The organism is Stenotrophomonas sp. YJH_SMC_43 (assembly GCF_059372535.1).
This window is the reverse complement of sequence record NZ_JCAFVQ010000001.1, coordinates 1,296,893-1,320,737: the sequence shown is the minus strand read 5'-3', so window position 1 is coordinate 1,320,737 and position 23,845 is coordinate 1,296,893. Positions and strand designations below refer to the sequence as shown.

Here is a 23,845-nt window from a genome sequence, read left to right as displayed (position 1 = left end):
GGGGTCAGATCCGTTTTCCTGCGGAAAACGGATCTGACCCCGGAAGCAATACGGCTGTTGCTCTTGCTCTTCTTTCTTCAATCCGGGGTGGACGCGCACGGAAAATGTCTGTGGCCGGGAGGGTGGGTTGCGCAGGGGTGTCCGCGGCATGGATGCCGCGGCCAAGCCCCCAGGGACGGGTTTACGGCGCCCCCTGCGCAACCCACCCTCCCGGCCAGCCCTCAGTAGCCAAGCGCTCTCCGCGACCGCCACGAGGGGCTTCGCCGTTGGCTGGATATCCAGATACCCCGTAAACGAAAACGCCCCGGCGCAGGGCCAGGGCGTCTTCGTGGATCAGGTCAGGCTGGAATCAGAACTCCTGCCAGTCCCCGTCGGCCAGTTCCGTGGCCATCGGGCGACCACCCGCGGTGCGCCGGGCCGGCGGTGCGACCGGTGCCGGAGCGACCGGCGCCGTGGCGCGCGGGGCAGGGGCAGCGACGACGCGCGGGGCGGCCACGACCTCGGCTTCGTCCACCACGAAGATCGACACGGCCTCGCTGAGGTGGCCGGCCTGTTCTTCCATCGCGCGGGCGGCGGCGGTGGCTTCTTCCACCAGTGCAGCGTTCTGCTGGGTGGTCTCGTCCATCTGCACCACGGTCTGGTTGACCTGCTCGATGCCGGCGCTCTGTTCCTGCGAAGCCGCAGAGATCTCGGCCATGATGTCGGTCACGCGCTGCACCGAGGCGACGATCTCGCCCATGGTGGCGCCGGCCTTGTGTACCAGGGCCGAGCCGTCGTTGACCTTGCCAACGGAGTCGTCGATCAGGCCCTTGATCTCCTTGGCGGCAGCGGCCGAGCGCTGGGCGAGGGTGCGCACCTCGCTGGCGACCACGGCGAAACCACGTCCCTGTTCACCGGCACGTGCGGCTTCCACGGCGGCGTTCAGTGCCAGGATGTTGGTCTGGAATGCGATGCCGTCGATGACCGAAATGATTTCGGCGATCTTCTTCGACGAGGCTTCGATGGCCGACATGGTGGTGACCACCTGGCCGACCACTTCACCGCCCTGCGAGGCGACGCCATGCGCGCCGATCGCGAGCTGGTTGGCCTGGCGGGCGTGTTCGGCGTTCTGGCGCACGGTGGAGGTCAGTTCCTCCATCGAGGCAGCGGTTTCTTCCAGGTTGGCAGCCTGCTGTTCGGTACGGCGCGACAGGTCGCTGTTGCCCGAGGCGATTTCGCCGGCGGCCGAGCTGATCGCACGGCTGGACTGCTTGATGCGGGTGACGATCTCGCTCAGCTGCGCGGCCGTGGCGTTGGCGTCGTCGCGCATGCGGGCGAACACGCCCTGGTAGTCGCCATGCATGCGCACGGTCAGGTCACCCTGCGACAGCGCGGCGAGCAGGCCGGAGATCTGTTCGATGCTGCCGGCATTGGCGTCCAGCAGGCCGTTGATCTGCTGGGCCAGCTGCAGGAAGAAGCCTTCCTTGTCGCTGGAATCGATGCGGCCGGACAGGTCGCCGGCGGCTGCCTGGGCGATCACGCGCGCCACTTCGGCTTCCACCTGCGCTTCCTGGGTACGGTCGCGCCATTCCACCACGTAGCCGACGGTGTCGCCGCCTTCATTGCGGATGGTCGAAACCACCTGGGCGAACTGGGCATCGCCGTACTGCATCGGGCGACGGGCGACGCCGTGTGCCTTCAGGTTACCCAGCAGGGTCTGGTCCATTTCACCACGGTGTTCAAGCACCGTGACCGGCTTGCCGATCAGCGAGGCCTGGGCGTCGAAGTCCGGCAGGTCACGGCGCACTTCGTCCTGGTACTGGCTCAGGGTCTGCTGCAGGGCGCGGTTGCTGTAGACGATGGTGTTGCTGGTGTCGGTCAGGTACACGCCGGTCGAGCTGTAATCCAGCGCGGTACGGATGCGCAGGTTCTCGCGCGCCACGGCCTGGTCGGTTTCGATGCGCTCGCGCAGGTCGCGCTGCATGCGCTGCATGGCCTGCATCAGTTCGCCCACTTCATCCTGGCGGCTGACGTCGATGTGGCCATCGAGCTTGCCGCCGGCCACGTCGTTGGCAACCGACACGGCGCCGCGCACGCTGCCGACCAGGGCGCGGGCGAACAGCCAGACCAGCACCAGGCCGAGCGCGGCGCCGCCCAGCAGGGCGATCACGGTCAGCACGGCCGAGGCGGAATACGTGGAGGCGGCCTGTTCGCGCGACGCGCGGGCGAGGCGGTTGTCTTCGGCGATCAGCGCTTCCAGCGCCGCGGCGGCCTTGCGGTGCTTGGTGCGGGTTTCGCCGACGAAGGTATCGATGGCGTCGTCCGGCAGGTCCAGTTCCAGCATCTCGGTGACGCTGTCATAGGAGGCCAGGGCGTCCTTCCACTCCTTGGCGAAGGTGTCGAACAGCTTCTTCTGCTGCGCGTTGTCGACCAGGGTCGGATACTCCTTGATCGACTTGTCCATGCTCGCGCGCAGCTCGACGCCCTGCTTGCGTGCATCCGCCTTGACGTCGTCGCTGGCGCGGATCAGCTGCTGGTAGGCGGCGTTGCGGTATTCACCCAGCATGCCGCGCATCTCGCCGGCCATGCGGATGCTCTCCATGCGAGAACCCGCCAGCTCGGTGGTGACATTGTTCAGCGAATGCAGGCCACGATAGGCGACGATGCCCTGCAGCAACATCACCAGCAGGAGGACGCCGAAGGTCAGCAGCAGCTTCGGCATCAGTTTGAGGTTGTTGATCCACGGCATGGGCGTTGCGATCTCCTAAGGCAGACGCGTCCGGGCGTCGGGCCCGGTTGCAGCAGAAACCACGCCGGCACCAGGTCCGGCGTGGTTCGACGGACAGCGGATTACTTGATGTTGGCCAGCTTCAGGCCGGCCGGCGAGCTGACTTCGATTTCCGCGCGCGAGGCGTCGCGCTGGATCTTGCCGATCACGCAGACGGTCTTGCCTTCCAGGGTTTCCAGCGGGAAGGAGAACTTGCCGCGGTTCTCGCCGGCGATGCGCGCCGAGAAGGTGTGGCGCGGGAAGGCGCCGCCCATGTACAGGAAGGTCGGCTGGCCTTCGGAACCTTCTGCGTAGCGGGCCTTCTCGACCTTGCCGCAGACCATGCCGTCCTTGCCGACCGAGCGCGGTGCCAGTTCCGGCGGGATCATGTCGGCCGACTGGGCAAACGCGGCGGAAGCGGTGGTGGCCAGGACAGCGGCCGAAACGAACGCAAGCAGGGACTTCATCGAGGTGTATCTCCGGGGATGGTGATGGTCGTTCCGGTTCTGCGCGCTCCTGCGCGACCGGCTTCTGTCCCCCTATCGGCACTGCTGGAGGGAACTGAAGGGTTGTGTGACCAGAACGTGAAGCAGGTCCGCTTGATCAGGCGGCGGCGTCTTCAACGACGTTGGCCTGGCCCATGTCGGCGCTGTCCAGCAAGGTCTCGATGTCGAGCAGGATCAGCATGCGGTCGTCCTGCGTGCCGATGCCGGAGATGAAGCGGGTATCGACGGCGGCGCCGAATTCCGGGGTCGGGCGGATCTGTTCGGCCGACAGCGGGATCACGTCCGAGACGCTGTCGACCACGATGCCGACCACTCGGTCGTCGACGTTCAGCACGATCATCACGGTGAAGGCGTCGTAGCGGGCGTCGTCCAGGCGCAGCTTCAGGCGCAGGTCGATGACCGGGACGATGGTGCCGCGCAGGTTGATCACGCCCTTGATGTAGTCCGGTGCATCCGGCACCCGGGTGACCGCGTCATAGCCGCGGATTTCCTGCACCTTGAGGATGTCCACGCCGTAGTGCTCGGCACCGAGGGTGAAGCTGAGGAATTCGCCACCGGCGCTGGCGGTGGAGCTGGTCTTGTCGTTCATCGAGGGGTCCTGGTTCTGCCGGAAGTCCCGGTGTCAGGCTCGATATCGGCCCCTCGTCGGAGGACTTTAGGTGTGCGCCCCGCGTTGTCGCGAGGTTGCCGGCCAGCGGCCGGCACTACCGGTTGGACGAGCCCTACAGCTCGCCGTTGCGGCGCGCCTTGCGCTGGCGGTCGATGCGGAAGATATAGCGTTGGATGGCGCTGTCGGCGCCACGTGGCAGGATGTCGAAGCGCATGCCCACGCGCTTGATCTCGATGCCGTTGGGTTGGCGCTGCGGCAGCAGGTTGCAGACGACCAGCTCGATCTCCAGGTCCGGGCCGTCGGGCAGCGACAGCACCGCCGGGTAGCGCTTCTGCAGGCTGAACACCGCGCAGTCGGTAGGCACGGCCACCGCCAGGCCGCCACCACTGATGTCCACCACCCGCATCGACAGCGCTTCGGCGCGGCTCTCGCCGGCGGGGACCAGCAGCTGGGGCGAATCGGTGACGGGCGTCTCCAGCCGGTACATCTCACGTCGTTGCAGATGGACCAGCTCGTCCGGCAGAGGGGCGCGGAAGGCGACGTGGCCGTCATTGTCCACACGCTGCAGTGCCTGCAGGCGGAACCGCACCAGCACGCGTTCGAGCTGGGCGAAGCACAGCAGATGATCGGCCTGTTCGGCGGCGCGGTTGGACGCCTCCTGCGGGCTGCCATCGAGCAGCAGGGTGTCTTCGTCCTCGTCGAGCTCAAGCAGCGCGGTCGGGAACGAGCGGTCGCGGCCGTCGATATGCGCATTGATCAGTGATCGCTGGTCGATCAGCGATCGCAGCAGCTGCCGCAGCTGGCGCGGATTACGGACCAGGAAACGTTCGTCAGCGGCGTCAGCCGCGTGGACATCATGCACTGCAGTGTCGTTGCCGTCGGACATGGAATCTACGGTCAGGGGCGGGCGCCAGCACGCGTTGGCGCGAGGCTCGATGGGGATATCGGCCACTGTGCCGGATTATGAAGTGAGAATTGCATCACTTTCCATGCGTCCGGGGTCGGATCCCCTTCCCGAAGGAAAGGGATCCGACCCCGGGTACATCAGAACTCCTGCCAGTCGCCGTCTGCGGCCAGCGCCGGCTGGGCTGTCGCGGTGCGCAGCGTACGTGCCGGGGCCGCCTTCACGACCGGTGCGGCAGCTGCGACCTGTCGCGGTACCGGCGCCGCCAGCGGACGCGCCGGAATGGCCGTCGTGCCCTGCGATGCCAGCCGGAAGCGGGCCACGGCTTCGCCCAGCTGCACGGCCTGGTCTTCCATCGCACGCGCGGCGGCGGTGGCTTCCTCCACCAGCGCAGCGTTCTGCTGGGTGGTTTCGTCCATCTGCACCACGGTCTGGTTGACCTGCTCGATGCCGGCGCTCTGTTCCTGCGATGCGGCGGAGATCTCGGCCATGATGTCGGTCACGCGCTGCACCGAGGCGACGATCTCGCCCATCGTGCTGCCGGCCTGGTGCACCAGGCTGGAGCCTTCGGCGACCTTGCCCACCGAGTCGTCGATCAGGCCCTTGATTTCCTTGGCGGCGGCGGCCGAGCGCTGGGCGAGGGTACGCACTTCGCTGGCAACCACGGCGAAGCCACGGCCCTGTTCGCCGGCACGGGCGGCTTCCACCGCGGCGTTCAGTGCCAGGATGTTGGTCTGGAACGCGATGCCGTCGATGACGCTGATGATCTCGGCGATTTTCTTCGACGAGGCTTCGATGGCCGACATGGTGGTCACCACCTGGCCGACCACCTCACCGCCCTGCGAGGCGACGCCATGGGCGCCGATGGCGAGCTGGTTGGCCTGGCGGGCGTGTTCGGCGTTCTGGCGCACGGTGGAGGTCAGTTCCTCCATCGAGGCGGCGGTTTCCTCCAGGTTGGCGGCCTGCTGCTCGGTACGGCGCGACAGGTCGCTGTTGCCCGAGGCGATCTCGCCGGCGGCAAGCGTGATGCTCGAAGCGCTGGCCTGGATCTGGCTCACGATCTGGGTCAGCTGCGTAACCGTGGTATTGGCATCGTCACGCATGCGCGCGAACACGCCGTTGAACTGGCCGTCCATGCGCGCGGTCAGATCGCCGGCGGCGATCGATTGCAGCAGCTGCGAGAGCTGGCCGAGGTTGCCGTCGGCCACCTGCATCATGCTGTTGAGCTGCTCGATCATCACGCGGAAATCGTGATCGAAGCGCTGCGCGTCACCGCGCTGGCTGAAGTCGCCCGCAGCGGCGGCCGAGGCCAGGTGCTGGATCTGCGTATTGATGGCCAGCAGGCTGGCCTTGGCGGCGTCCATCGATTCGTGCAGGATCGCGCGGCTGCCTGGCAGGCGGCGTGCGTCCGGGGCGAGGTTGCCGGTGGCGTACTGGTTGAGTACTTCAATGGCATCGACGATTGCATCGAGGTGTTCGAAGATCACCGTGTTGATGCCGTTGGCCAGCTGGCCATAGACGCCCGGGAAATCTTCCGGAATGCGGTGGCTGATGTCCGGGCCGGCATGCATCTGGGCCATCAGCTGGGTCTGCTCGCTGAAGCGGCGCAGCATCGCGGTCATCTCCGCGGTGGCGGCCAGCATCTTGCCGGCCTCGTCCTTGCTGGTGGCCTGGGTGCTGACGCTGAGGTCGCCGCGGGAAACTGCCTGGATGGCATGCACGGCCTTGCCCAGCGGACCGGTGACCGCGCGCGAGATGATGATGGCCAGCGCGGCGGCCACCAGTGACAGCAGTACGATGCAGCCGATGATGGCGATCATACTGTTGCGATGGGTGGCGTTGGCGTCGGCGATCTTGCCGTCCATCTGCCCGGCGATGTGGGTGCCCAGTGCCTTCATTGCAGCGAACAGGTCGCGACGTGCCGGGCGCGACTGCTCGTCGGAGATCTGCTGCGCCAGGGCGCCGTCACCGGCGGTCACGGCGTCGCGCATCGCCTTGTTGGCGGCGAAGTAGCGATCCAGCTGCGTTCTGGCCGCGCGATAGAGTTCGCGCTCCTTCTCCAGCGCCGGCAGCGCCGAGTACGCCGCCAGTTCGTCATGCACGGCTTTGGCGGTGTCGTCCATGCGCTTGTTGTAGTCGGCGACCTTCTCCGGCTGGTCCAGCATGCTCAGCTGGGCCAGTTCGTAGGTACGGAACTCACCGAGCTGCGAGCGCGCCTCGCCCAGGTGCTGGACGGAGGGGATATCGTTGCCGGCCATCTCGCGCAGCTGCGCGTTGGCTTCGCTCAGGCGCAGCAGGGCGAACGCGCCGAGGACCAGGGTCATCAACGTGGTGAGGGTGAACCCCACGGCCAGCTTGCGGGCGATGGGCAGATCGTGGAACCACTTCATGCAGGGTGCTCCAGGTGGGCAGAGTGCCGGCGTCCGTGCGCCGGTTTGGGGGTGGTTGCAGAGCGAACGGTGGTGCCCGGTGGGGGTTCGGTGACGGCCGTCAAAGCGAAATAGCGGCGCAGTCCGGATGGACTTTATGGACGCAGATCACATTCGGTTGCGTAGGGATGACGGCGCGAAAGTGCCGCCGTGGCGGGGCTTGCGCTGGTGTGACGTAGTTGCGCGCGAAACCGTCGCGTTGACGGAGTTCACGGAATGCAGGGCGCAGTGGGTTGGGGGCAGATCCCTTGGCAGGGCGCGCACAGACGAAAACCGCCGCCCGGAAGGGCGGCGGTCCAGTACACGCCTGCAACGTGGATCAGGCGGCCTGCGGCATCCGCAGCGAGCGCACCAGCCCGCCGATGTCGACGATCAGGGCCACGCGGCCATCGCCGAGGATGGTGGCACCGGACACCCCGCCGATGCGGCGGTAGTTGTTCTCGATGTTCTTCACCACCACCTGCTGCTGGCCGACCAGCTCGTCCACTTCCAGTGCGATCTTCTGGCCATCGCCTTCGACCACGACCACCAGCGATTCGCTGCCCGGTGCACGGTTGCCGTAGCCGTAGTATTCGCTCAGCGACAGGATCGGCAGGTACTCGCCACGTACGCGCAGCACGCGGCCTTCGCCGGCCATGCTGCGGATGTCCTCGGCCTGCGGCTGCAGGGCCTCAAGCACATAGGCCAGCGGCAGGATCAGGGTTTCGCCCGCGACTGCCACGGTCATGCCATCGAGGATGGCCAGGGTCAGCGGCAGGCGGATCAGCGTGCGGGTGCCGTTACCAAGGCTGCTTTCGATCTGCACCTCGCCACCCAGCGCCTGGATGTTGCGGCGGACCACATCCATGCCGACGCCACGGCCGGACAGGTCGGTGACTGCATCGGCGGTGGAGAAACCAGGCTGGAAGATCAGGTCCCAGACCTGCGAATCGGTAGGATTGTCCGGCACTGCCAGGCCGCGTTCGTGGGCTTTGGCCAGGATCTTGGTGCGGTCCAGGCCGCGGCCGTCGTCGCTGACTTCGATGACGATGTGGCCGCCCTGATGCGAGGCTGCCAGGGTGATGGTGCCGGTTTCGTCCTTGCCCGCGCCGCGACGCACGTCCGGCATCTCCAGGCCGTGGTCGATCGAGTTGCGCACCAGGTGCACCAGCGGGTCGGCGATCTTTTCGATCAGGCCCTTGTCCAGTTCCGTGCCTTCACCGACGGTGCGCAGGCGGACCTGCTTGCCAAGGCGGCTGGACAGGTCGCGGACCAGGCGCGGGAAGCGGCGGAACACCGCATCGACCGGCAGCATGCGCACGCCGATCACGGCTTCCTGCAGGTCGCGGGTGTTGCGTTCCAGCTGGTCCAGGCCGGCGAACAGGCTCTCGGCGTGGACCGGGTCCAGTGCGTGCGAGACCTGCTTGAGCATGGCCTGGGTGATGACCAGTTCGCCGACCAGGTTGATCAGCGCATCGACCTTGTCGACGCTGACTCGGATCGAGGTTTCGGCTTCCTGGCTGGCGCCGCCGCTGGTGGCGGGCGCTGCAGGCGCCGCCGGTACGACGGCAGCCGGTGCGGAAGGGGCGGTTGCAATGGGCGCCTGTGTAGCCAGGCTCGGCGGTGCGGCCGGACGGATGTCCAGTTCGCAGTCGTCCAGTACCCAGGCGAAGGTGTCTTCGATCTTGCTGCGCGGCACCTTGCCGACCAGGCCCAGATCCCACGCCAGGTGGGCCTCCAGCGGGTCGAGCTGGGCGAAGCCGGGCAGGCGTTCCATGCGCGCGGCGACCTGCAGCGAACCGAGATGCTCCAGTTCGCGGATGATGCGCAGCGGGTCGTTGCCGCTCATGAACAGCGACGGTGCCGGGGTGAAGCCGATCTGCCAGGCTTCCGGCGTATCGTCCACCTTGGCCGCGACGGCAGCGGGGGCGCTCGGTGCGGCCTGGCCGGAAAGGACCGCTTCCAGGCGCGCCTTCACCGCAGCGACTGCAGCCGGATCGGCAGCCTGGCCGTGTTCGGCTTCGCGCAGCAGGGCGCGCAGCACGTCCACCGAGGACAGCATGGCGTCGACCGCGTGGCCTTCCAGCGCCCGCTTGCCGGCACGCAGTTCATCGAGCAGCGTTTCCAGCACGTGGGTCAGGCCGGCGATCGTATCGAAGCCGAAGGTGCCGGCGCCGCCCTTGATCGAGTGGGCAGCGCGGAACACCGAATTGATGATCTCCGCGTCCTGCTGCCCCGATTCCAGGGCCAGCAGGCCAGCCTCCATCGCGTCGAGGCCTTCGCGGCTCTCCTCGAAGAAGGTGGCGTGGAAGCGTTGCAGGTCCATGCTCATGGCAGTGGTGGTCCGGAAGCGAAGAGGGGGAGCGGTGGCGGGCGATCAGCCCAGCACTTTCTGCACGGTGGCGACCAGCTGTTCGGGATTGAACGGCTTGACCAGCCAGCCGGTGGCGCCGGCGGCCTTGCCTTCGGACTTCTTGTCGGCGGCCGATTCGGTGGTCAGCATCAGCAGCGGGGTGAACTTGTAGTCCGGCAGCTGGCGCAGTTCGCGAATCAGCGCGATGCCGTCCATGTTCGGCATGTTGACGTCGGTGACCACCGCATTGAAGCGCTGGCCCTTGGCGCGACCGAGCGCGACCGCGCCGTCTTCGGCTTCTTCGACGGCAAAACCGGCCGAGGTGAGGGCGAAGGAAACCATCTGGCGCATCGACGCCGAATCGTCCACCACCAAGATACGTGCGCTCATGCAGCGTTCTCCACAGATTTCAGGTTGTCATGGGTTACGTCCAGGCCCAGGGCCTGGGTGACGCCCAGCAGGCGCGCGGCGTCACGGAAGGTTGCAGTGCAACCGTGGAAGCCGGTGCCGAGACCTGCCTCGCGGCGGGCCTGCACGAACGCACACAGCACCTGCACGGCGGCCGTGTGGATGCGGGCGACCTGGCTTGCATCCAGGGTCAGCTCGCCTGCCTGCGCCACCAGCGGGGCGAGGCGGTTCTTGAGCTCGGTGGTGCTCTCGATGCCGAGATCCCCACCCAGTTCGACAGTACTCATCGTTGCTCCGGACAAACGGTTCCGTGATCCATAACGGCACCCCGGCGGGGTTCTTTAGGGGAATCGACGCGGTGCGCCGATGCGGTGTTGTTCGGGGACGGGAGATGCCAATGCTGCGCATCGGCACCTGCAGTCCCCGACAGGCACCGCGTCGGCGCAAAGCGCCGACTCAACTCAACAGCCGTGTGGCGTCGAGCAGGATCATCGGACGCTGACTGACCCGGGCGACGCCACGGAACAGGTCGTTGGAAATCTGGCAGATGCGCGCGGTATCAGGCGGCTCGATCTGCGAGTCGGTAAGGTTGGCGACATCTTCCACCGCCGACACGCGCAGGCCGATGGTTTCGCCGTCTTCCTCCAGCACCACGATGCGGGTCTGCGAATCGTCTTCGGCAGCGGCCGCACCCAGGTGCAGGCCGAGATCCATCACCGGTACCACCTGGCCCCGAAGGTTCATGATGCCGAGCATCGCTGGTGCGGTGCCGCGCAATGGCAGCAGGGGAACTGGCAGCACCACTTCCTGCACCTTCAGCAGTTCCAGCGCATAAGCCTGGGTGCCGCAACGCAGGCGCAGCCAGCGCGAGGTGCGCTCGCCGGCGCGGCGGTTCTGCGGATGCGGGCTGCTGGCGGGCTGGAGAGCCTGTGCCTGCAGTTCCTGCCAGGTGCCGGGACGGTTGGCGGTCGGGGCATCCACGGCAACGCGGGGCGGCGGCGCGACGGCAGCGGGCGCAGCCGGGGCAGGCGCGGGCGCAGGGCGCGGCGCCGGGGGCGCTACCACGGCCGGGGGCGGCGTGGGGACATCCGCGCCGCCGGCAGCGGCCTCGAACGCAGCCTGCAGGCCGGGGCTGTCAGTGTGGGCGAGGTGATGGCTGTCGGCCGCGTCGGTCTCGTAGATCACTTCGTCGGGCAGGTCGTCCCAGGTGGGCTCCGGGCCGGCCTTGGCCGGGGCCGTCTCGTGGATCACCTTGTCAGGCAGATCATCCCAGGTCGGTTCCCGCTCGGGAGCGGCGACCGGCATTGCGGCGGCCTCGAAGGCGGCCTCCAGTGCTGCGTCGTCCTCTGCCGGTGCAACGGCAACAGTCTCCGTTTCGTAGATCACCTCGGCAGGCAGATCGTCCCAGGTGGGTTCGCGCCCGGCCGTTGCGGCGGCCTCGAAGGCGGCTTCGAGCGCGGCGTTGTCCGCGGCAGGCGCCGCGGCGACGGTGTCGGTTTCGTAGATCACCTCGGCCGGCAGGTCATCCCAGGTCGGCTCATGGTCCGGTTGCGATATGCTGGCCGGGGCCGGGGCGACGCTGTCCGGCGTTGGAAGCACGACGGCCGGAGCGATCGCTTCGCCCAGCAGTTCGTCCAGATAGTCGTCCAGTACGCCGGTGCTGTTCATGCGGCCTGCTCCAGGGCGCGGGCATCCTCACCGAGGATCCAGTTCAGTGCGCGGCGATAGGCGGCCAGGCCGCGGCCCGGGTACTCCTCACCAACGCTGGGCAGGGTCAGGCCTGCGGCATTGCTGATGCGGGTGTCGATCGGAATGGCGTCTTCCCAAACGCGGGTGCCGTGACGATCCTGCATCGTGCGCAGCGATTCGTTGCCGGCGCGGGTGCGGCGGTCGAACAGGGTGGGCAGAATCGAGATCGGCAGCGGGCGGCGGCGCGAGCGCTCGACCATCTCGCCGGTGCGGACCATCCCCTCCAGGCCATGCAGAGCCAGCGGCTCGGCCTGGGTGGGAATGATCAGGCGGTCGGCCGCGGCCAGTGCGTTGATCATCAACAGACCGAGGGTGGGTGCGCAGTCCAGCAGGATGTAGTCGTGCTGCCCCTGATGGCGGGCAAGCGCGTTCTGTAGGGCCAGGCCGAGGCCGGGCTGGTTGGCGCTGCGGCGTTCCAATGTGGCCAGCGCGGATTGTGCACAGACATAGTCCAGGCCGTGGATGCTGCTGGCATGGCACAGGCTGGAAAGATCGGCCGGCGGTGCGCCGAACAGTTCCAGCACGCCGGCCGGCGGCGGATCGACCGGCACGCCGAAGGCGCGGCTGAGCGAGGCGTGCGGATCGAGGTCGATCAGCAGCACGCGATGGCCAAGCGCGGCCAGGCCACGGCCGAGGGCGAGGGTGGTGGTGGTCTTGCCGACTCCGCCCTTCTGGTTGGCGACTGCCCAGATGCGCATCGGTTTACTCCTTCATTGCCGGGGGAACGGCGGCGCCGACGCGGCTGCCAGCCGGCACCGGCGGCAACTTCACCGGTGCGATGGGGGAGGTGGGGGCGGTAGCCGGAGTTGCCGCGGCTTGCTCGGTGTCGGTGCTTTGGGTGGCACCGGTGGCTGCGTTCAGGCGCTGGCCGAGCGGGTCCACCGAATGCGAGGTGTCGGCCAGGATGATGACCATCACCCGACGGTTGCGGTTGCGGCCCTGCGCGCTGTCGTTCTCTTCGCGCGGGCGGAACTGGCCGTAGCCGACCATCGCCAGCCGCGACGGTTGCACGCCCTGGTCGGCGAACAGGTGCACCACGCTGGCCGCGCGGCCGGCCGACAGTTCCCAGTTTGAAGGGAAGGTGGCGGTAGCAATCGGTACATTGTCGGTGTGCCCTTCCACGCGCACGCTGTTGGGCACGTCACGCAGCACCTCGGCCAGGCTGGCCAGGGTCTGCCGTGCATGCACGTCCAGCGCGGCCGAGCCGGTGGGGAACAGGATGTCGCTGTTGATCTCGACTTCGATCCACAGCTCGGTGCGGCGCACGCTGATCATGCCGCGGTCGATCAACGGCGCCAGTGCAGCGGTAAGGCGGTCGGCGATGCTGTTGAGCTGGCGCTCGGCGCGCGCGATCTGCTCCTGGTTGTGCACCGACACCGGCATGCGCATCTGCGAGGCCATCGATGGCAGCAGGGTCGGGTCGTGCGACGGTGCAGGCGCTGAGGGTCCGATCTTGGTGCCGGACTTGATCACCGAGGGGCTGTCCCAGCCGCCCCCCTGCACCTGTTTGTTACCCACCTGCACCGGATTGATGGTGCGCGGTGCGCCGCCGAAGGCATCGGTCAGCGCGTCGGCCATGATCCGATACTTGCCCTCGTTGACCGAGGAAATCGCGTACATGACCACGAAAAAGGCGAGCAGCAGCGTCATCAGGTCGGCATAGGGAATCGCCCATGCTTCGTGGTTGGCGTGCTCTTCGTGGTGCTTGCGGCGGGCCATGTCAGTGCAGGAAGCCGGAAAGGTTGGTTTCGATGTTGCGCGGGTTCTCGCCCTGGGCGATCGAAATCAGGCCTTCGATGACCATTTCGCGATCGCGGGTGTTGTGCGAGATCACACTCTTGAGCTTGGCGGCCACCGGCAGGAACAGCAGGTTGGCCGAGGCGATGCCGTAGATGGTGGCGGTGAACGCGGCAGCGATGCCGTGGCCCAGCTTGCTCGGGTCGGCCAGGTTCTTCATCACCGCGATCAGGCCGAGCACGGCGCCGATGATGCCCAGCGTGGGCGCGTAGATGCCCATCGCCTCGAATACCTTGGCACCGGCCTGGTCCTGGTGTTCCTGGCTGCCCAGTTCGATTTCCAGCATGTGCCGCATCGATTCGGGCTCGACGCCGTCCACCAGCAGCTGCAGGCCCTTGCGCAGGAACGGGTCCTGCTGCGCTTCCACCTGCGATTCAAGGCCCAGCAGGCCCTGGCGACGGGCGATGTTGCTCCACTCGACGATTTGCTGGATCAGTTCGCGGCGATCGCTGTGCGGCGGGCGCACGACCCAGCGCACGATCTTGAACGCATGCTTGAACACCGCCGGCGAGGTATGCAGCAGGATCGCGGCGACGGTGCCGACGATGACGATCACGAACGCCGCAGGCGACCACAACGACGCCAGGCCGGCGCCCTTGAGGATGCTGCCACCGACCAGCGAGGCCAGGGCGAGAAAGAGTCCAATGAGGCTGAGTCTATCCATGGTTCCGGTATCGGCGTGTATGAATGGGACTTGAGACACCGGTAGATCGCGTACAGACGGTAGTCACAGTTTTCGGGTCGCCGGGCGACGCCCGGCGGGGGTCATCGCAGTCCGTCCACGTCCAGGATCAAGGCCATGCGACCATCGCCGATCAAGGTTGCACCTGCATAACCACGCAGGCCGCGCAGGGCTTTCGGCAGCGGCTTGATGACCACTTCCTCGCGCCCGCGCACCTGGTCCACGACCAGCCCGAAGCGCGCTTCGCCGGCCTGCAGCACCACGATGGTCAGCAGGGGCGAGGCGGCCGGCGTCACATCCAGCCACTGGCGGAGATCGACCAGCGGCAGGGTGTGCGAGCGGCGGTCGAGCACGGCACGGCCATCGAACCAGCCCAGCGACGTGCGCGGTGCGTGCAGCACTTCCATCACGCGCGCCAGCGGCAGCGCGTAGACGTCCTCACCGGCCTGCACCAGCAGGGTCGGCAGGATCGCCAGGGTCAGCGGCACGCGGATCAGGAAGCGGCTGCCACGGCCCAGCTCCGACTGGATCTGGATCTGGCCGCTCAGTTCGCGGATGCGTGACTGCACCACGTCCATGCCCACGCCGCGGCCGGAGATGTCGGTGACCTGCTGCTTGGTCGAGAAGCCGGGCAGGAACACCAGGTGCAGGCATTCCTCGCTGCTCAGGCGCGCAGCGGCTTCCGGATCGATCAGGCCCTTCTCGCGTGCCTTGGCACGCAGCTTTTCGGGGTCGATGCCGGCGCCATCGTCCTGCACCTCGATGCTGACGTAGTCACCTTCCTGCTGCGCCGAAAGCCGCACGTGGCCCATCCGCGGCTTGCCCTGCGCCTCGCGCAGGTCGGGCATTTCCACGCCATGGTCGATGGCGTTGCGGACCAGGTGCACCAGCGGGTCGGCCAGCGCTTCGACCAGGTTGCGGTCGAGCTCGGTCTCGGCGCCGATCAGTTCCAGGTCCACTTCCTTCTTCAGCGAGCGGGCGACGTCGCGGGCCACCTTGGGGAAGCGGGAGAAGACCTTGCCCACCGGCTGCATGCGGGTACGCATCACCGCCGACTGCAGGCGGGCCGTGGCGATGTCCAGTGTGGACACGGCGCGGTCCAATTCTTCATCGCGCAGGCGTGCACGCAGGGTCTTGAGCCGATTGCGTGACAGCACCAGTTCGCCGATCAGGTTGACGATCGCGTCCAGGCGCTTGGTGTCTACGCGTACGGTGTGTTCGGCCTCGGCCAACGGCTTGGCGGCCGGCTTTGCCACCGGTGCCGGTGCGGCGACCGGGCGCGGGGCTGCAACCGGCGCCGGTGCCACGGCGGCAACAGGCTTGGTGCCCGGTGCGGCGCCACCGTGCAGCTGGTCGAGCAGGGCTTCGAACTCGTCTTCGCTGATCAGTCCGTCGTCGGCTTTCTTCGCTGGTGCGACCGCGGTCGGCGCGTTGCCACCATGCAGCTGGTCGAGCAGGGCCTCGAATTCGTCGTCGGTGATCAGGTCGCTGCCACCCGCGGCGGGTGCTGCGGCGGCGGCGGGTGCCGCCACGGCACCGCCGTGCACGTCGAACTGGGCGATCAAGTCCGGCGGCGCATAGCCCGGCTCGGTGCCGGAGGAAACTGCATCCAGCATCGACTGCAGGTAGTCCAGCGATTGCTGGGCCGCGTCGAAGTGATGGGCCTGCAGCACCGCCTGGCCGGCACGCGCGGCGCCCAGCGCTTCTTCAGCGGCATGGCACAGCTCCACCATGGCGGTGACGCCGAGGAAGCCGGCGCCGCCCTTGAGCGTGTGATAGCCGCGGAACACCGCGTTGAGCTGATCGCTGTCCTGCGGTGCCTGCTCCAGCGACACCAGCTGTTCGCCGAGGCGATCCAGGATTTCCTGTGCCTCGATGATGAAATCGGCAGTGATGTCGTCGGATACCGCGCTCATGCTTACAGCCCCAGATCCGACAACAGGTCGTCGGCGTCGTTCTGCGAGACCGCGTGGCGGTCCAGTCCCTTCAGTGCCGGCCCGGCCAGTTCCGGGTCGGTGCGATGCTGTTCCGGTGGCAGGCCGAGTGCGCCGAAGCCTTCGTGCACGCGGCGGACGATGCCCACCACGCGACGGATGATCTGCCCGGTCAGGTCCTGGTAGCTCTGGGTCAGGGCGATCTCGGTCAGGTTGTGGCGGATGCGCTCGAGCTGCGCGTCCTGGCCCGGCTGCAGGCCTTCGGCGCGCAGCTGTTCGGTCAGGCTGCGGCATTCCTCGGCCAGGTCCAGGGTGCGGTGCGTGGCCTGCTCGGTCATCGCCACCACGTGGTCCAGGCGCGCGCAGGCATCGTCCAGTTCCCCGGCTTCGCTCGGCACGGTCGGCAGTTCACCCAGCGCCTGCCCCAGTTCGCGGGCCAGCCGCGAGAGCCCACTCATCATCGGCTGCGTGCGCAGCGCGACCAGTCCGTCGATGCGCTGCCGCCAGGCGGCTTCGTCACCGGACTCGAGTGCGTCCAGGGCCTCCTGCAGGCGCAGGGCGAGGGCGCTCTTGTCGACCGTGGTATCCATCAGGCGCTGGCCGCCAGGCGTTCGAAGATCTTGCCGAGCTTCTCTTCCAGCGTCTGCGCGGTGAACGGCTTGATGATGTAGCCGTTCACGCCGCTCTGGGCGGCTTCGATGATCTGTTCACGCTTGGCTTCTGCGGTGACCATCAGCACCGGCAGGGTCTTCAGCTTGGCATCGGCACGGATCGCCTTGAGCAGCTCGATGCCGGTCATCACCGGCATGTTCCAGTCGGTGACCACGAAATCGAACGGCTGGCTCTGCAGCAGCGACAGCGCGGCATGCCCGTCCTCGGCTTCGGCGGTATTGGTGAAGCCCAGATCGCCCAGCAGGTTCTTGACGATTCGACGCATGGTCGAGAAGTCGTCGACGATCAGGATGCGCATGTTCTTGTTCAAAGCAGAATTCCTTTGTTGTTCATTCCGGACGGCCGGGGGCAGCCGCCTCGGGGATGTTCATTCTTCGAGGCCGGCGTCGGCGGCCTCGAACAGCTTCAGCCGGCCACGCAGGCGCAGTACCGCCTGGCCGTGGATCTGGCAGACCCGCGACTCGCTCACGCCGAGCACCGCGCCGATCTCCTTCAGGTTCAGTTCCTGCTCGTAGTACAGCGAGAGCACCAGCTGTTCGCGCTCGGGCAGGTGGCCGATGGCCTTGCCCAGCTCGCGGCCGAACTCGCCGCGCTCCAGCACCTGCTGCGGGGTCGGGCCGCCCTGGGCCACGGTGTCCAGCTCGCCCTGGTCCTCGATGCGCGATTCAAGACTCAGCACCTGGCCACGGGCAGCGTCTTCCATCAGCCGCAGGTACTCGGGCAATGGCATCTCCATCGCGGCGGCCACTTCGGTGGCGCTGGCGGCACGGCCACTGCTCTGTTCCAGGCGGCGGATGGTGGCGGCGGCATCACGTGCACGGCGGTGCACCGAGCGCGGCACCCAGTCGCCACGGCGGATCTCATCGATCATCGAACCGCGGATGCGGATCGAGGCATAGGTCTCGAACGAAGCCCCCTGGTCGGCGTCATAGCTGCGCGAGGCTTCGATCAGTCCCATCATGCCGGCCTGGATCAGGTCGTCGACCTCGACGCTCGCCGGCAGGCGTGCGGCCAGGTGGTGGGCGATGCGCCGCACCAGGTCCGAATGCTGGGCGATGACCTCGTTGGCCGCCGTGCGCTGGACTTCCCGGTACTGGGCTGCGCCTTTCATGCGGCCACCCCGCGCTGCTTGAGAATACGCTCGAGGAAGAACTCAACGCCGCCGCGCGGTTCGGTCGGCGCCTGCCAGCGTGCGGTACGGCGGGCAATCTCGGTGATCGCCAACGCGGCCGGGCTGGACGGGTAGGCCTTTACCACTGGCTGCTGGCGCTGCACCGACAGGCGCAGCCAATCATCCTGCGGCACACAGCCCAGATAGTTCAGCGAGACATCGGCGAGGAATTTCTCGCAGACCCGGGTCAGCTTTTCGTACAGCACGCGGCCCTCGTTGGGGTCGCGCACCATGTTGGCCACCACCTGGATGCGGTCCACGCCGCGCTCGCGCGACAGCACCTTGATCAGCGCATAGGCGTCGGTGATCGAGGCCGGCTCGTCACAGACCACCACCACGGTGTCCTGCGCGGCCTGGCAGAAGGTCAGCACGCCATCGGTGATGCCGGCGGCGGTGTCCACCACCATGATGTCCAGTTCGCGTTCCAGTTCGGAGAACACGTTGACCAGGCCGACGTGCTCGGCCGGGGCCAGCTCAGCCATGTGCCGGCGCCCGGACGCGGCCGGGACCACCAGCACGCCGTTCGGGCCTTCGACGATCACATCGTCCAGCGAGCAGCGGCCGGCGACCAGGTCGGCCAGCGTGAAGGTGGGGTTCAGCCCCAGGATCACGTCGATGTTGGCCAGGCCGAGGTCGGCGTCCAGCAGCAGCGTGCGCTTGCCCATGCCGGCCAGTGCCACGGCCAGGTTGGCCGAGACATTGGTCTTGCCCACACCGCCCTTGCCGCCGGTGACGGCGATGGTGCGCACAGGGCCGAGCGGCTCGCTGCGGGTGGCCGACAGCGGGAAGGTCTTGGTCAGCTTGGCGTACTCACGCGACGGCATGGTTCAACTCCGGGTTGCAGGGCATATCGGCCGCTCGGCGCAAATCTTCAAGGCGAAGTACAAGATTGGCTGCACTGGCCCGGTGCAGGTCGTCCGGAACGTCCTGGCCATCGGTCACCCAGGTGATCGGCAGGGCGTGGTCCACGGCCACCGACAGGGCGTTGCCGAAGCGGCCGGTCTCGTCCAGCTTGCTCAGCACCAGGCCCTGCAGGTTGGCGGCGCCGAAGCGGCGGACCACCTCGTCCATGTCGCCGAAGCTGGTGTTGGCCGGAAGCACCAGCAGGGTGCGCACCTGGCGGGCGGCGCGCAGCCACTGCAGCTGGGCGGCCAGTGCGCGGTCGCGCGGGCCCAGGCCGGCGGTGTCGATCAGTACCAGCTTGTAGTCCTTCAGGCGTTCCAGCAGCTGGTCCAGGTCGGTGCCGCTGTTGGCCTCGTGCACGGCGATGCCGAGCTGGCGGCCGTAGCCGTACAGCTGCTCGCGGGCGCCGATGCGGGTGGTATCGGTGGTCACCAGGGCGACGTCACGCGGGGCGTGCTTCTCGGCGAAGCGCGAGGCCAGCTTGGCGATGGTGGTGGTCTTGCCGGCGCCGGTCGGGCCGACGAGGGCAATCACGCCGCCTTCCTCCAGCGGGTCGACCGGGGCGATCGGCAGCTTGCGCGAGATCAGCCCCAGCATCAGGCCACGGCCACGGTGGGCTTCGGTCTCCAGCGGGATCTGCATGGCCACGTCGCGGGCCAGGCCGGCGTCGAAACCGTACTCGTCCATCAGGTCCAGCGCGGTGGCGCGCACCGGGCAGCCACGCAGGCGCTCGTCGGTGAAGCGGTTCATCTCGCGCTCGATCACCTGGCGCATGCCGGCCACTTCCTGGCGCAGCTGGCGGATCTCGGCGTCGTCCTGGGCGACCACGGTCAGCACCGGGGCCGGGGCGAGGGTGGGCTCCGGCGAGGTTTCGATGACGGCGTCGGCCACTGCCGGTTCGCTGGCGGCGATCTCCGGCTGTGCTTCGGTCGGAGCCGCGCCCGGCAGCGGCGGCGGCTGCACGGCGGGGGCCGCGCTTTCGTGATGCATCTCGTGCGGCGGGTCGACCTGGAAGCGGGCACGGTTGGCTGGCGCGCTGGCGGCCGGTGCCGATGCCGGTGCAACGATGGCCTCGGCGAACGGGGCGAAGATCTGTTCGGGCAGCGCCGGTTCGTTGACGGCAGCGCGGGCCAGGGTCGCGGCGAAGCCGGTGCTGCCGCGGGTCGGCACGATCTCGTCGGCGCTGTCCAGGGTACGGCCGGTGGCACCGACCGCGGCGCGGGCGAGGGCGGCCACGGCCGAGGTGGTCGCGGCAACCGGTTCCGGAGCGGGGGTGTTGCTGCGACGGCGGGTGACTGCGGCAATGACGGCATCGGCGGCGGTGCGCGGCTTGGGTGCCGGCGGCGGTGCCACGTCACGGCGCGAGGCTTCCAGTGCACGCTGCACGGCGCTCTCGTCATAGTTCGCGGCGGCGACGATCTCGATGCCTTCCTCGATCCGGCGGTTGGACAGGATCACGGCGTCAGGACCATGTTCCTTGCGCACCAGGTTCATGGCCGAGCGCATGTCGGCGGCGACGAATCGTTTGATTTTCATGCTGTGGTCACGGGACGAAGACGGCGGGGTGGCGGTCGGAGAACTCGGGTGGTCGGTGGTCTGCACGGTGCGGGTTCCCCTTGGTGTCTATCTGTTGCGTTGGTTTGAAAGTGGTGTCTGTTTTCTGGCGCATCGGTGGGCGGCGTCAGCTGATCGTTCCGACCAGCTTCAGTCGCTTGTCCTCCGGCACCTCGCTGTAGGCCAGGACCGACAGCGACGGGACGCTGTGGCGGACCAGGCGCGCCAGCGCGGCGCGCACCGGGCCCGGTACCAGCACGACCGCCGGCTCGTTTCGCGCTTCCTGCTTGCTGACACATTCGGCCAGGCTCTGGTGCAGTCGCTCTGCGAGTCCGGGTTCCAGCGCGGCGCCGTTGCCCTGCGTGGACTCCTGCAAGACACGTTCCAATTGCGGGTTGAGGGTGAACACCGGCAGCTCCGCCGACATTCCGGCGATCTCCTGCACGATGAAGCGGCCCAGTGCGGTGCGCACCGCGGCGGTCAGCACGGCCGGGTCCTGGCTGCTGGGCGCATGTTCGACCAGTGCCTCGGCGATCTTGCGCAGCTGGCGGATCGGAATGCGCTCGACCAGCAGGTTCTGCAGCACGCGCACCACCGCCGACAGCGGCAGCGCCTTCGGCGTCAGATCTTCGACGAGCTTGGGCGCGCTCTTGGCCAGGTTGGCCAGCAGGTGCTGCACTTCCTCATGGCCGAGCAGCTCGGGTGCGTGTTCGCGGATCAGGTGCGACAGATGGGTGGCGACCACGGTGGCCGGGTCGACCACCGTGTAGCCCAGCGTTTCGGCCTGGGCGCGCTGGTGCGGCTGGATCCAGGTGGCATCCAGGCCGAACGCGGGATCCTTGCCGGCAATGCCCTCCAGTGCGCCGAGCGCGCTGCCCGGGTCCAGGGCCAGTTCCCGGTCGGGGTGGATCTCGGCGGTGGCCACCGGCACGCCGTGCACCAGCACGCGATAGCCGTTGGCCGGCAGTTCCAGGTTGTCGCGGATGTGCACCGACGGGATCAGGAAGCCGACGTCCTGGGTCAGCTTGCGGCGCACGCCCTTGATGCGCGCCATCAGTTCGCCGCCCTGGTTGGCGTCCACCAGCGGGATCAACCGATAGCCGACCTCCAGGCCCAGTGGATCGACCGGGCGCAGCTCGTCCCAGCTCAGTTCGGCGGTGGGCGCCGGTGCGGCCGGGCGACCCAGTGCGTTGAGCGCGGCGGCGTCATTGCCTGCGGCTGCCGGGTCGGTGGCCGCGGCCTTGCCCTTGCGGTAGACCTTCCAGGCGATGAAGCCGAGGATCGCGGACAGCGTCAGGAAAGCGACGTTGGGCATGCCCGGCACCAGGCCGACCACGCCGATGATGCCGGCGGTGATCGCCAGCGCGCGGTACTGGCCGAACACCTGGCCGGTCATGGCCTGGGCCATGTCCTGCGAGCGCGAGGCGCGGGTGACCAGCATCGCCACCGCGCTGGAGACCAGCAGCGCCGGCAGCTGCGCCACCAGGCCGTCACCGATGGAGAGCAGGGTGTAGGTGGCGGCGGCGTCGCCGAACGGCATGCCATGCTGGAGCACGCCTACGGCCAGGCCGCCAAGCATGTTGATGAACAGGATCAGGATGCCGGCGATGGCGTCGCCGCGGATGAACTTGCTGGCGCCGTCCATTGCGCCGTAGAAGTCGGCTTCCTCGCGGACTTCTTCACGGCGCAGCTTGGCTTCTTCACGCGTCAGCAAACCGGCGTTGAGGTCGGCGTCGATCGCCATCTGCTTGCCGGGCATCGCGTCCAGGATGAAGCGCGCGGTCACTTCCGAGACGCGGCCGGCGCCCTTGGTGATCACCACGAAGTTGATGATGGTGAGGATCGCGAACACCACGATGCCGACCGCGTAGTTGCCGCCGATCACGAATTCGCCGAAGGCGGCGATCACCTTGCCGGCCGCATCGTGGCCGTTCTGGCCGTTGAGCAGGATGACGCGGGTGGAGGCTACGTTCAGCGCCAGCCGCAGCATGGTGGTGATCAGCAGCACGATCGGGAAGATGGTGAAGTCCAGCGGGCGCTTCACGTAGACCACCGCCAGCAGCACCATCAGCGAGATGGCGATGTTGAAGGTGAACAGCGCATCAAGCACCGGTGCGGCCAGCGGGACCACAACCATGGCCAGCAGGGCCAGCACGATCAGCGGCGCGCCAAGGCCCTGGCGGATCATTTCCAGAGCGCGGCGGGTGTTGAAACCGGTGGAGGGCTGGGCGCTCACGGGCGGCCTCCCTTGCCGAATTCATCCACCTGGATGTGCGGGGCGTCCGGCATCGGGCCAGTGCGCCAGGCGCGCAGCTGGTAGACGTAGGACAGGACCTGGGCGACGGCCGAATACAGTCTCACGGGGATTTCCTTTCCGAGTTGGCCTTCCCGATACAAGGCGCGTGCCAAAGGCGGGGCAGAGACGATCGCCACCTTGTTGCCGTCGGCCACTTCACGGATGCGCAGGGCGGTCTCGTCCACGCCCAGCGCAACCACGGTCGGGGCGTTCATGGCACCACCTTCGTACTTCAGGGCCACCGCGTAGTGGGTGGGGTTGACCACCACCACGTCGGCGGTGGGTACCGCCTCCATCATCCGGCGGTTGGCCATCTGCTGCTGCAGCTGGCGGATGCGGCCCTTCACCTCGGGGCTGCCCTCGCTTTCCTTCATTTCCCGGCGCAGCTCTTCACGGGTCATCTTCAGCTTGCGCATCCAGTTCCAGCGCTGGTACGGCGCGTCGATGGCGGCCAGCACCAGCATCGCACCGGCGGTGGCCAGCAGCAGGCGCAGGGTGAAGCCGAGGCCGTCGGTGATGGCCGTCTCCAGCGGGTGGTGGATCAGCCCGCGCAGGGTGTCGAAACCGGTCCAGACCACCAGCCCGGCGGCGACACCGACGAAGGCCACGCGCAGCAGCGATTTGGTGAACTCGGCGATGGCCTCCGGGCCATACAGGCGCTTGAGCCCGCTCATCGGGTTCATGCGGTTGATGTCGGGCAGCAACGCCTTCTGCGACCAGCGCAGGCCACCCATCACCAGAGGTGCGACGAAACTGGCCAGCAGGCAGACCAGCACCAGCGGCGCGATCACCAGCATGAACTGCAGCAGCAGGTCGCCGAAGTGGCCGAACAGTTCCTTCGGGTTCTGCCGCAGGCTCTGTTCCGGGCTGAGCGCCTGCTTCATCCAGGCCGTGGCGCCGCGGCCGATCGAGCCGCTCATGGCCATCACCGCCAGTACGCCGGCACCGAACACGGCGGCGGTGCCGAGTTCGCGCGAGCGCGGCAGGTTGCCCTGTTCACGGGCGTCGCGCAGGCGTTTTTCGGTGGGTTGTTCGGTCTTTTCGCCGGCGGATTCGTTCTCGGACATCACGGGCACTGCGGCAGGAGTTGCCGGGGTGGGTGCAAGAACTGTTCCGTGATGGGGTGTTGCCTATCCACGCACGGCGTGGACC

General features: G+C 67.8%; 20 protein-coding genes. All 20 read right to left on the bottom strand.

Annotation, left to right across the window (positions count from 1 at the left end):
• Positions 1-349 precede the first annotated feature (349 nt).
• Positions 350-2,728, bottom strand: coding sequence for a methyl-accepting chemotaxis protein (locus AC5QAH_RS06185; RefSeq protein ID WP_049413562.1), 2,379 nt, complete (start codon positions 2,726-2,728; stop codon positions 350-352).
• Between the two features lie 101 nt (positions 2,729-2,829).
• The gene (locus tag AC5QAH_RS06180) at positions 2,830-3,213 is read right to left on the bottom strand and encodes a hypothetical protein (protein ID WP_010482470.1); all 384 of its coding nucleotides are present in this window, start codon (positions 3,211-3,213) and stop codon (positions 2,830-2,832) included.
• 136 nt (positions 3,214-3,349) lie between these two features.
• Positions 3,350-3,841, bottom strand: a complete 492-nt coding sequence (locus tag AC5QAH_RS06175) for a chemotaxis protein CheW (protein ID WP_010482468.1) — start codon at positions 3,839-3,841, stop codon at positions 3,350-3,352.
• Between the two features lie 133 nt (positions 3,842-3,974).
• On the bottom strand, positions 3,975-4,748 hold the full coding sequence (locus AC5QAH_RS06170; RefSeq protein WP_029550863.1) for a flagellar brake protein: 774 nt from the start codon (positions 4,746-4,748) through the stop codon (positions 3,975-3,977).
• 158 nt (positions 4,749-4,906) lie between these two features.
• Positions 4,907-7,156: a methyl-accepting chemotaxis protein gene (locus tag AC5QAH_RS06165; RefSeq protein WP_495232188.1), complete on the bottom strand. Its 2,250-nt coding sequence runs from the start codon at positions 7,154-7,156 to the stop codon at positions 4,907-4,909.
• A gap of 358 nt (positions 7,157-7,514) precedes the next feature.
• The gene (locus tag AC5QAH_RS06160) at positions 7,515-9,506 is read right to left on the bottom strand and encodes a chemotaxis protein CheA (protein ID WP_312385623.1); all 1,992 of its coding nucleotides are present in this window, start codon (positions 9,504-9,506) and stop codon (positions 7,515-7,517) included.
• A 45-nt stretch (positions 9,507-9,551) separates the two neighbouring features.
• On the bottom strand, positions 9,552-9,917 hold the full coding sequence (locus tag AC5QAH_RS06155; RefSeq protein WP_005409521.1) for a response regulator: 366 nt from the start codon (positions 9,915-9,917) through the stop codon (positions 9,552-9,554).
• Positions 9,914-10,222 carry an STAS domain-containing protein gene (locus tag AC5QAH_RS06150; protein WP_014037092.1) on the bottom strand — a complete coding sequence of 103 codons (309 nt, stop codon included), beginning with the start codon at positions 10,220-10,222 and terminating at the stop codon, positions 9,914-9,916. The genes AC5QAH_RS06155 and AC5QAH_RS06150 overlap by 4 nt, the downstream gene beginning before the upstream one ends.
• 169 nt (positions 10,223-10,391) lie before the next feature.
• The gene (locus tag AC5QAH_RS06145) at positions 10,392-11,603 is read right to left on the bottom strand and encodes a chemotaxis protein CheW (protein ID WP_495232187.1); all 1,212 of its coding nucleotides are present in this window, start codon (positions 11,601-11,603) and stop codon (positions 10,392-10,394) included.
• Complete coding sequence (locus AC5QAH_RS06140; RefSeq protein ID WP_495232186.1) at positions 11,600-12,382, bottom strand: ParA family protein; 783 nt, start codon at positions 12,380-12,382, stop codon at positions 11,600-11,602. Before AC5QAH_RS06140 ends, AC5QAH_RS06145 begins: the two co-directional genes overlap by 4 nt.
• Before the next feature lie 4 nt (positions 12,383-12,386).
• A complete protein-coding gene (gene motD, locus AC5QAH_RS06135; protein ID WP_049434715.1) occupies positions 12,387-13,403 on the bottom strand; it encodes a flagellar motor protein MotD in 1,017 nt (338 codons plus the stop codon).
• 1 nt (position 13,404) lies between these two features.
• Positions 13,405-14,145, bottom strand: a complete 741-nt coding sequence (locus AC5QAH_RS06130; protein WP_010482457.1) for a flagellar motor protein — start codon at positions 14,143-14,145, stop codon at positions 13,405-13,407.
• A gap of 101 nt (positions 14,146-14,246) precedes the next feature.
• Complete coding sequence (locus AC5QAH_RS06125; protein ID WP_053442967.1) at positions 14,247-16,079, bottom strand: chemotaxis protein CheA; 1,833 nt, start codon at positions 16,077-16,079, stop codon at positions 14,247-14,249.
• Between the two features lie 2 nt (positions 16,080-16,081).
• Positions 16,082-16,687, bottom strand: a complete 606-nt coding sequence (locus AC5QAH_RS06120) for a protein phosphatase CheZ (RefSeq protein WP_010482455.1) — start codon at positions 16,685-16,687, stop codon at positions 16,082-16,084.
• Positions 16,687-17,079 (bottom strand): chemotaxis response regulator CheY, encoded by a 393-nt coding sequence (gene cheY, locus AC5QAH_RS06115; protein WP_006365466.1) that lies wholly within the window; start codon positions 17,077-17,079, stop codon positions 16,687-16,689. The genes AC5QAH_RS06120 and cheY overlap by 1 nt, the downstream gene beginning before the upstream one ends.
• Positions 17,080-17,136: 57 nt before the next feature.
• Positions 17,137-17,880, bottom strand: coding sequence for an RNA polymerase sigma factor FliA (locus AC5QAH_RS06110; protein ID WP_010482450.1), 744 nt, complete (start codon positions 17,878-17,880; stop codon positions 17,137-17,139).
• Positions 17,877-18,764, bottom strand: a complete 888-nt coding sequence (locus AC5QAH_RS06105; RefSeq protein ID WP_005409532.1) for a MinD/ParA family ATP-binding protein — start codon at positions 18,762-18,764, stop codon at positions 17,877-17,879. Before AC5QAH_RS06105 ends, AC5QAH_RS06110 begins: the two co-directional genes overlap by 4 nt.
• Entirely contained in the window at positions 18,751-20,379 is a 1,629-nt protein-coding gene (gene flhF / locus AC5QAH_RS06100; RefSeq protein ID WP_495232185.1) for a flagellar biosynthesis GTPase FlhF, read from the bottom strand. Before flhF ends, AC5QAH_RS06105 begins: the two co-directional genes overlap by 14 nt.
• A 145-nt stretch (positions 20,380-20,524) precedes the next feature.
• Positions 20,525-22,585, bottom strand: coding sequence for a flagellar biosynthesis protein FlhA (flhA, locus tag AC5QAH_RS06095; RefSeq protein WP_171955051.1), 2,061 nt, complete (start codon positions 22,583-22,585; stop codon positions 20,525-20,527).
• Between the two features lie 44 nt (positions 22,586-22,629).
• On the bottom strand, positions 22,630-23,760 hold the full coding sequence (gene flhB, locus AC5QAH_RS06090) for a flagellar biosynthesis protein FlhB (RefSeq protein WP_005416428.1): 1,131 nt from the start codon (positions 23,758-23,760) through the stop codon (positions 22,630-22,632).
• Between the last annotated feature and the right edge of the window lie 85 nt (positions 23,761-23,845).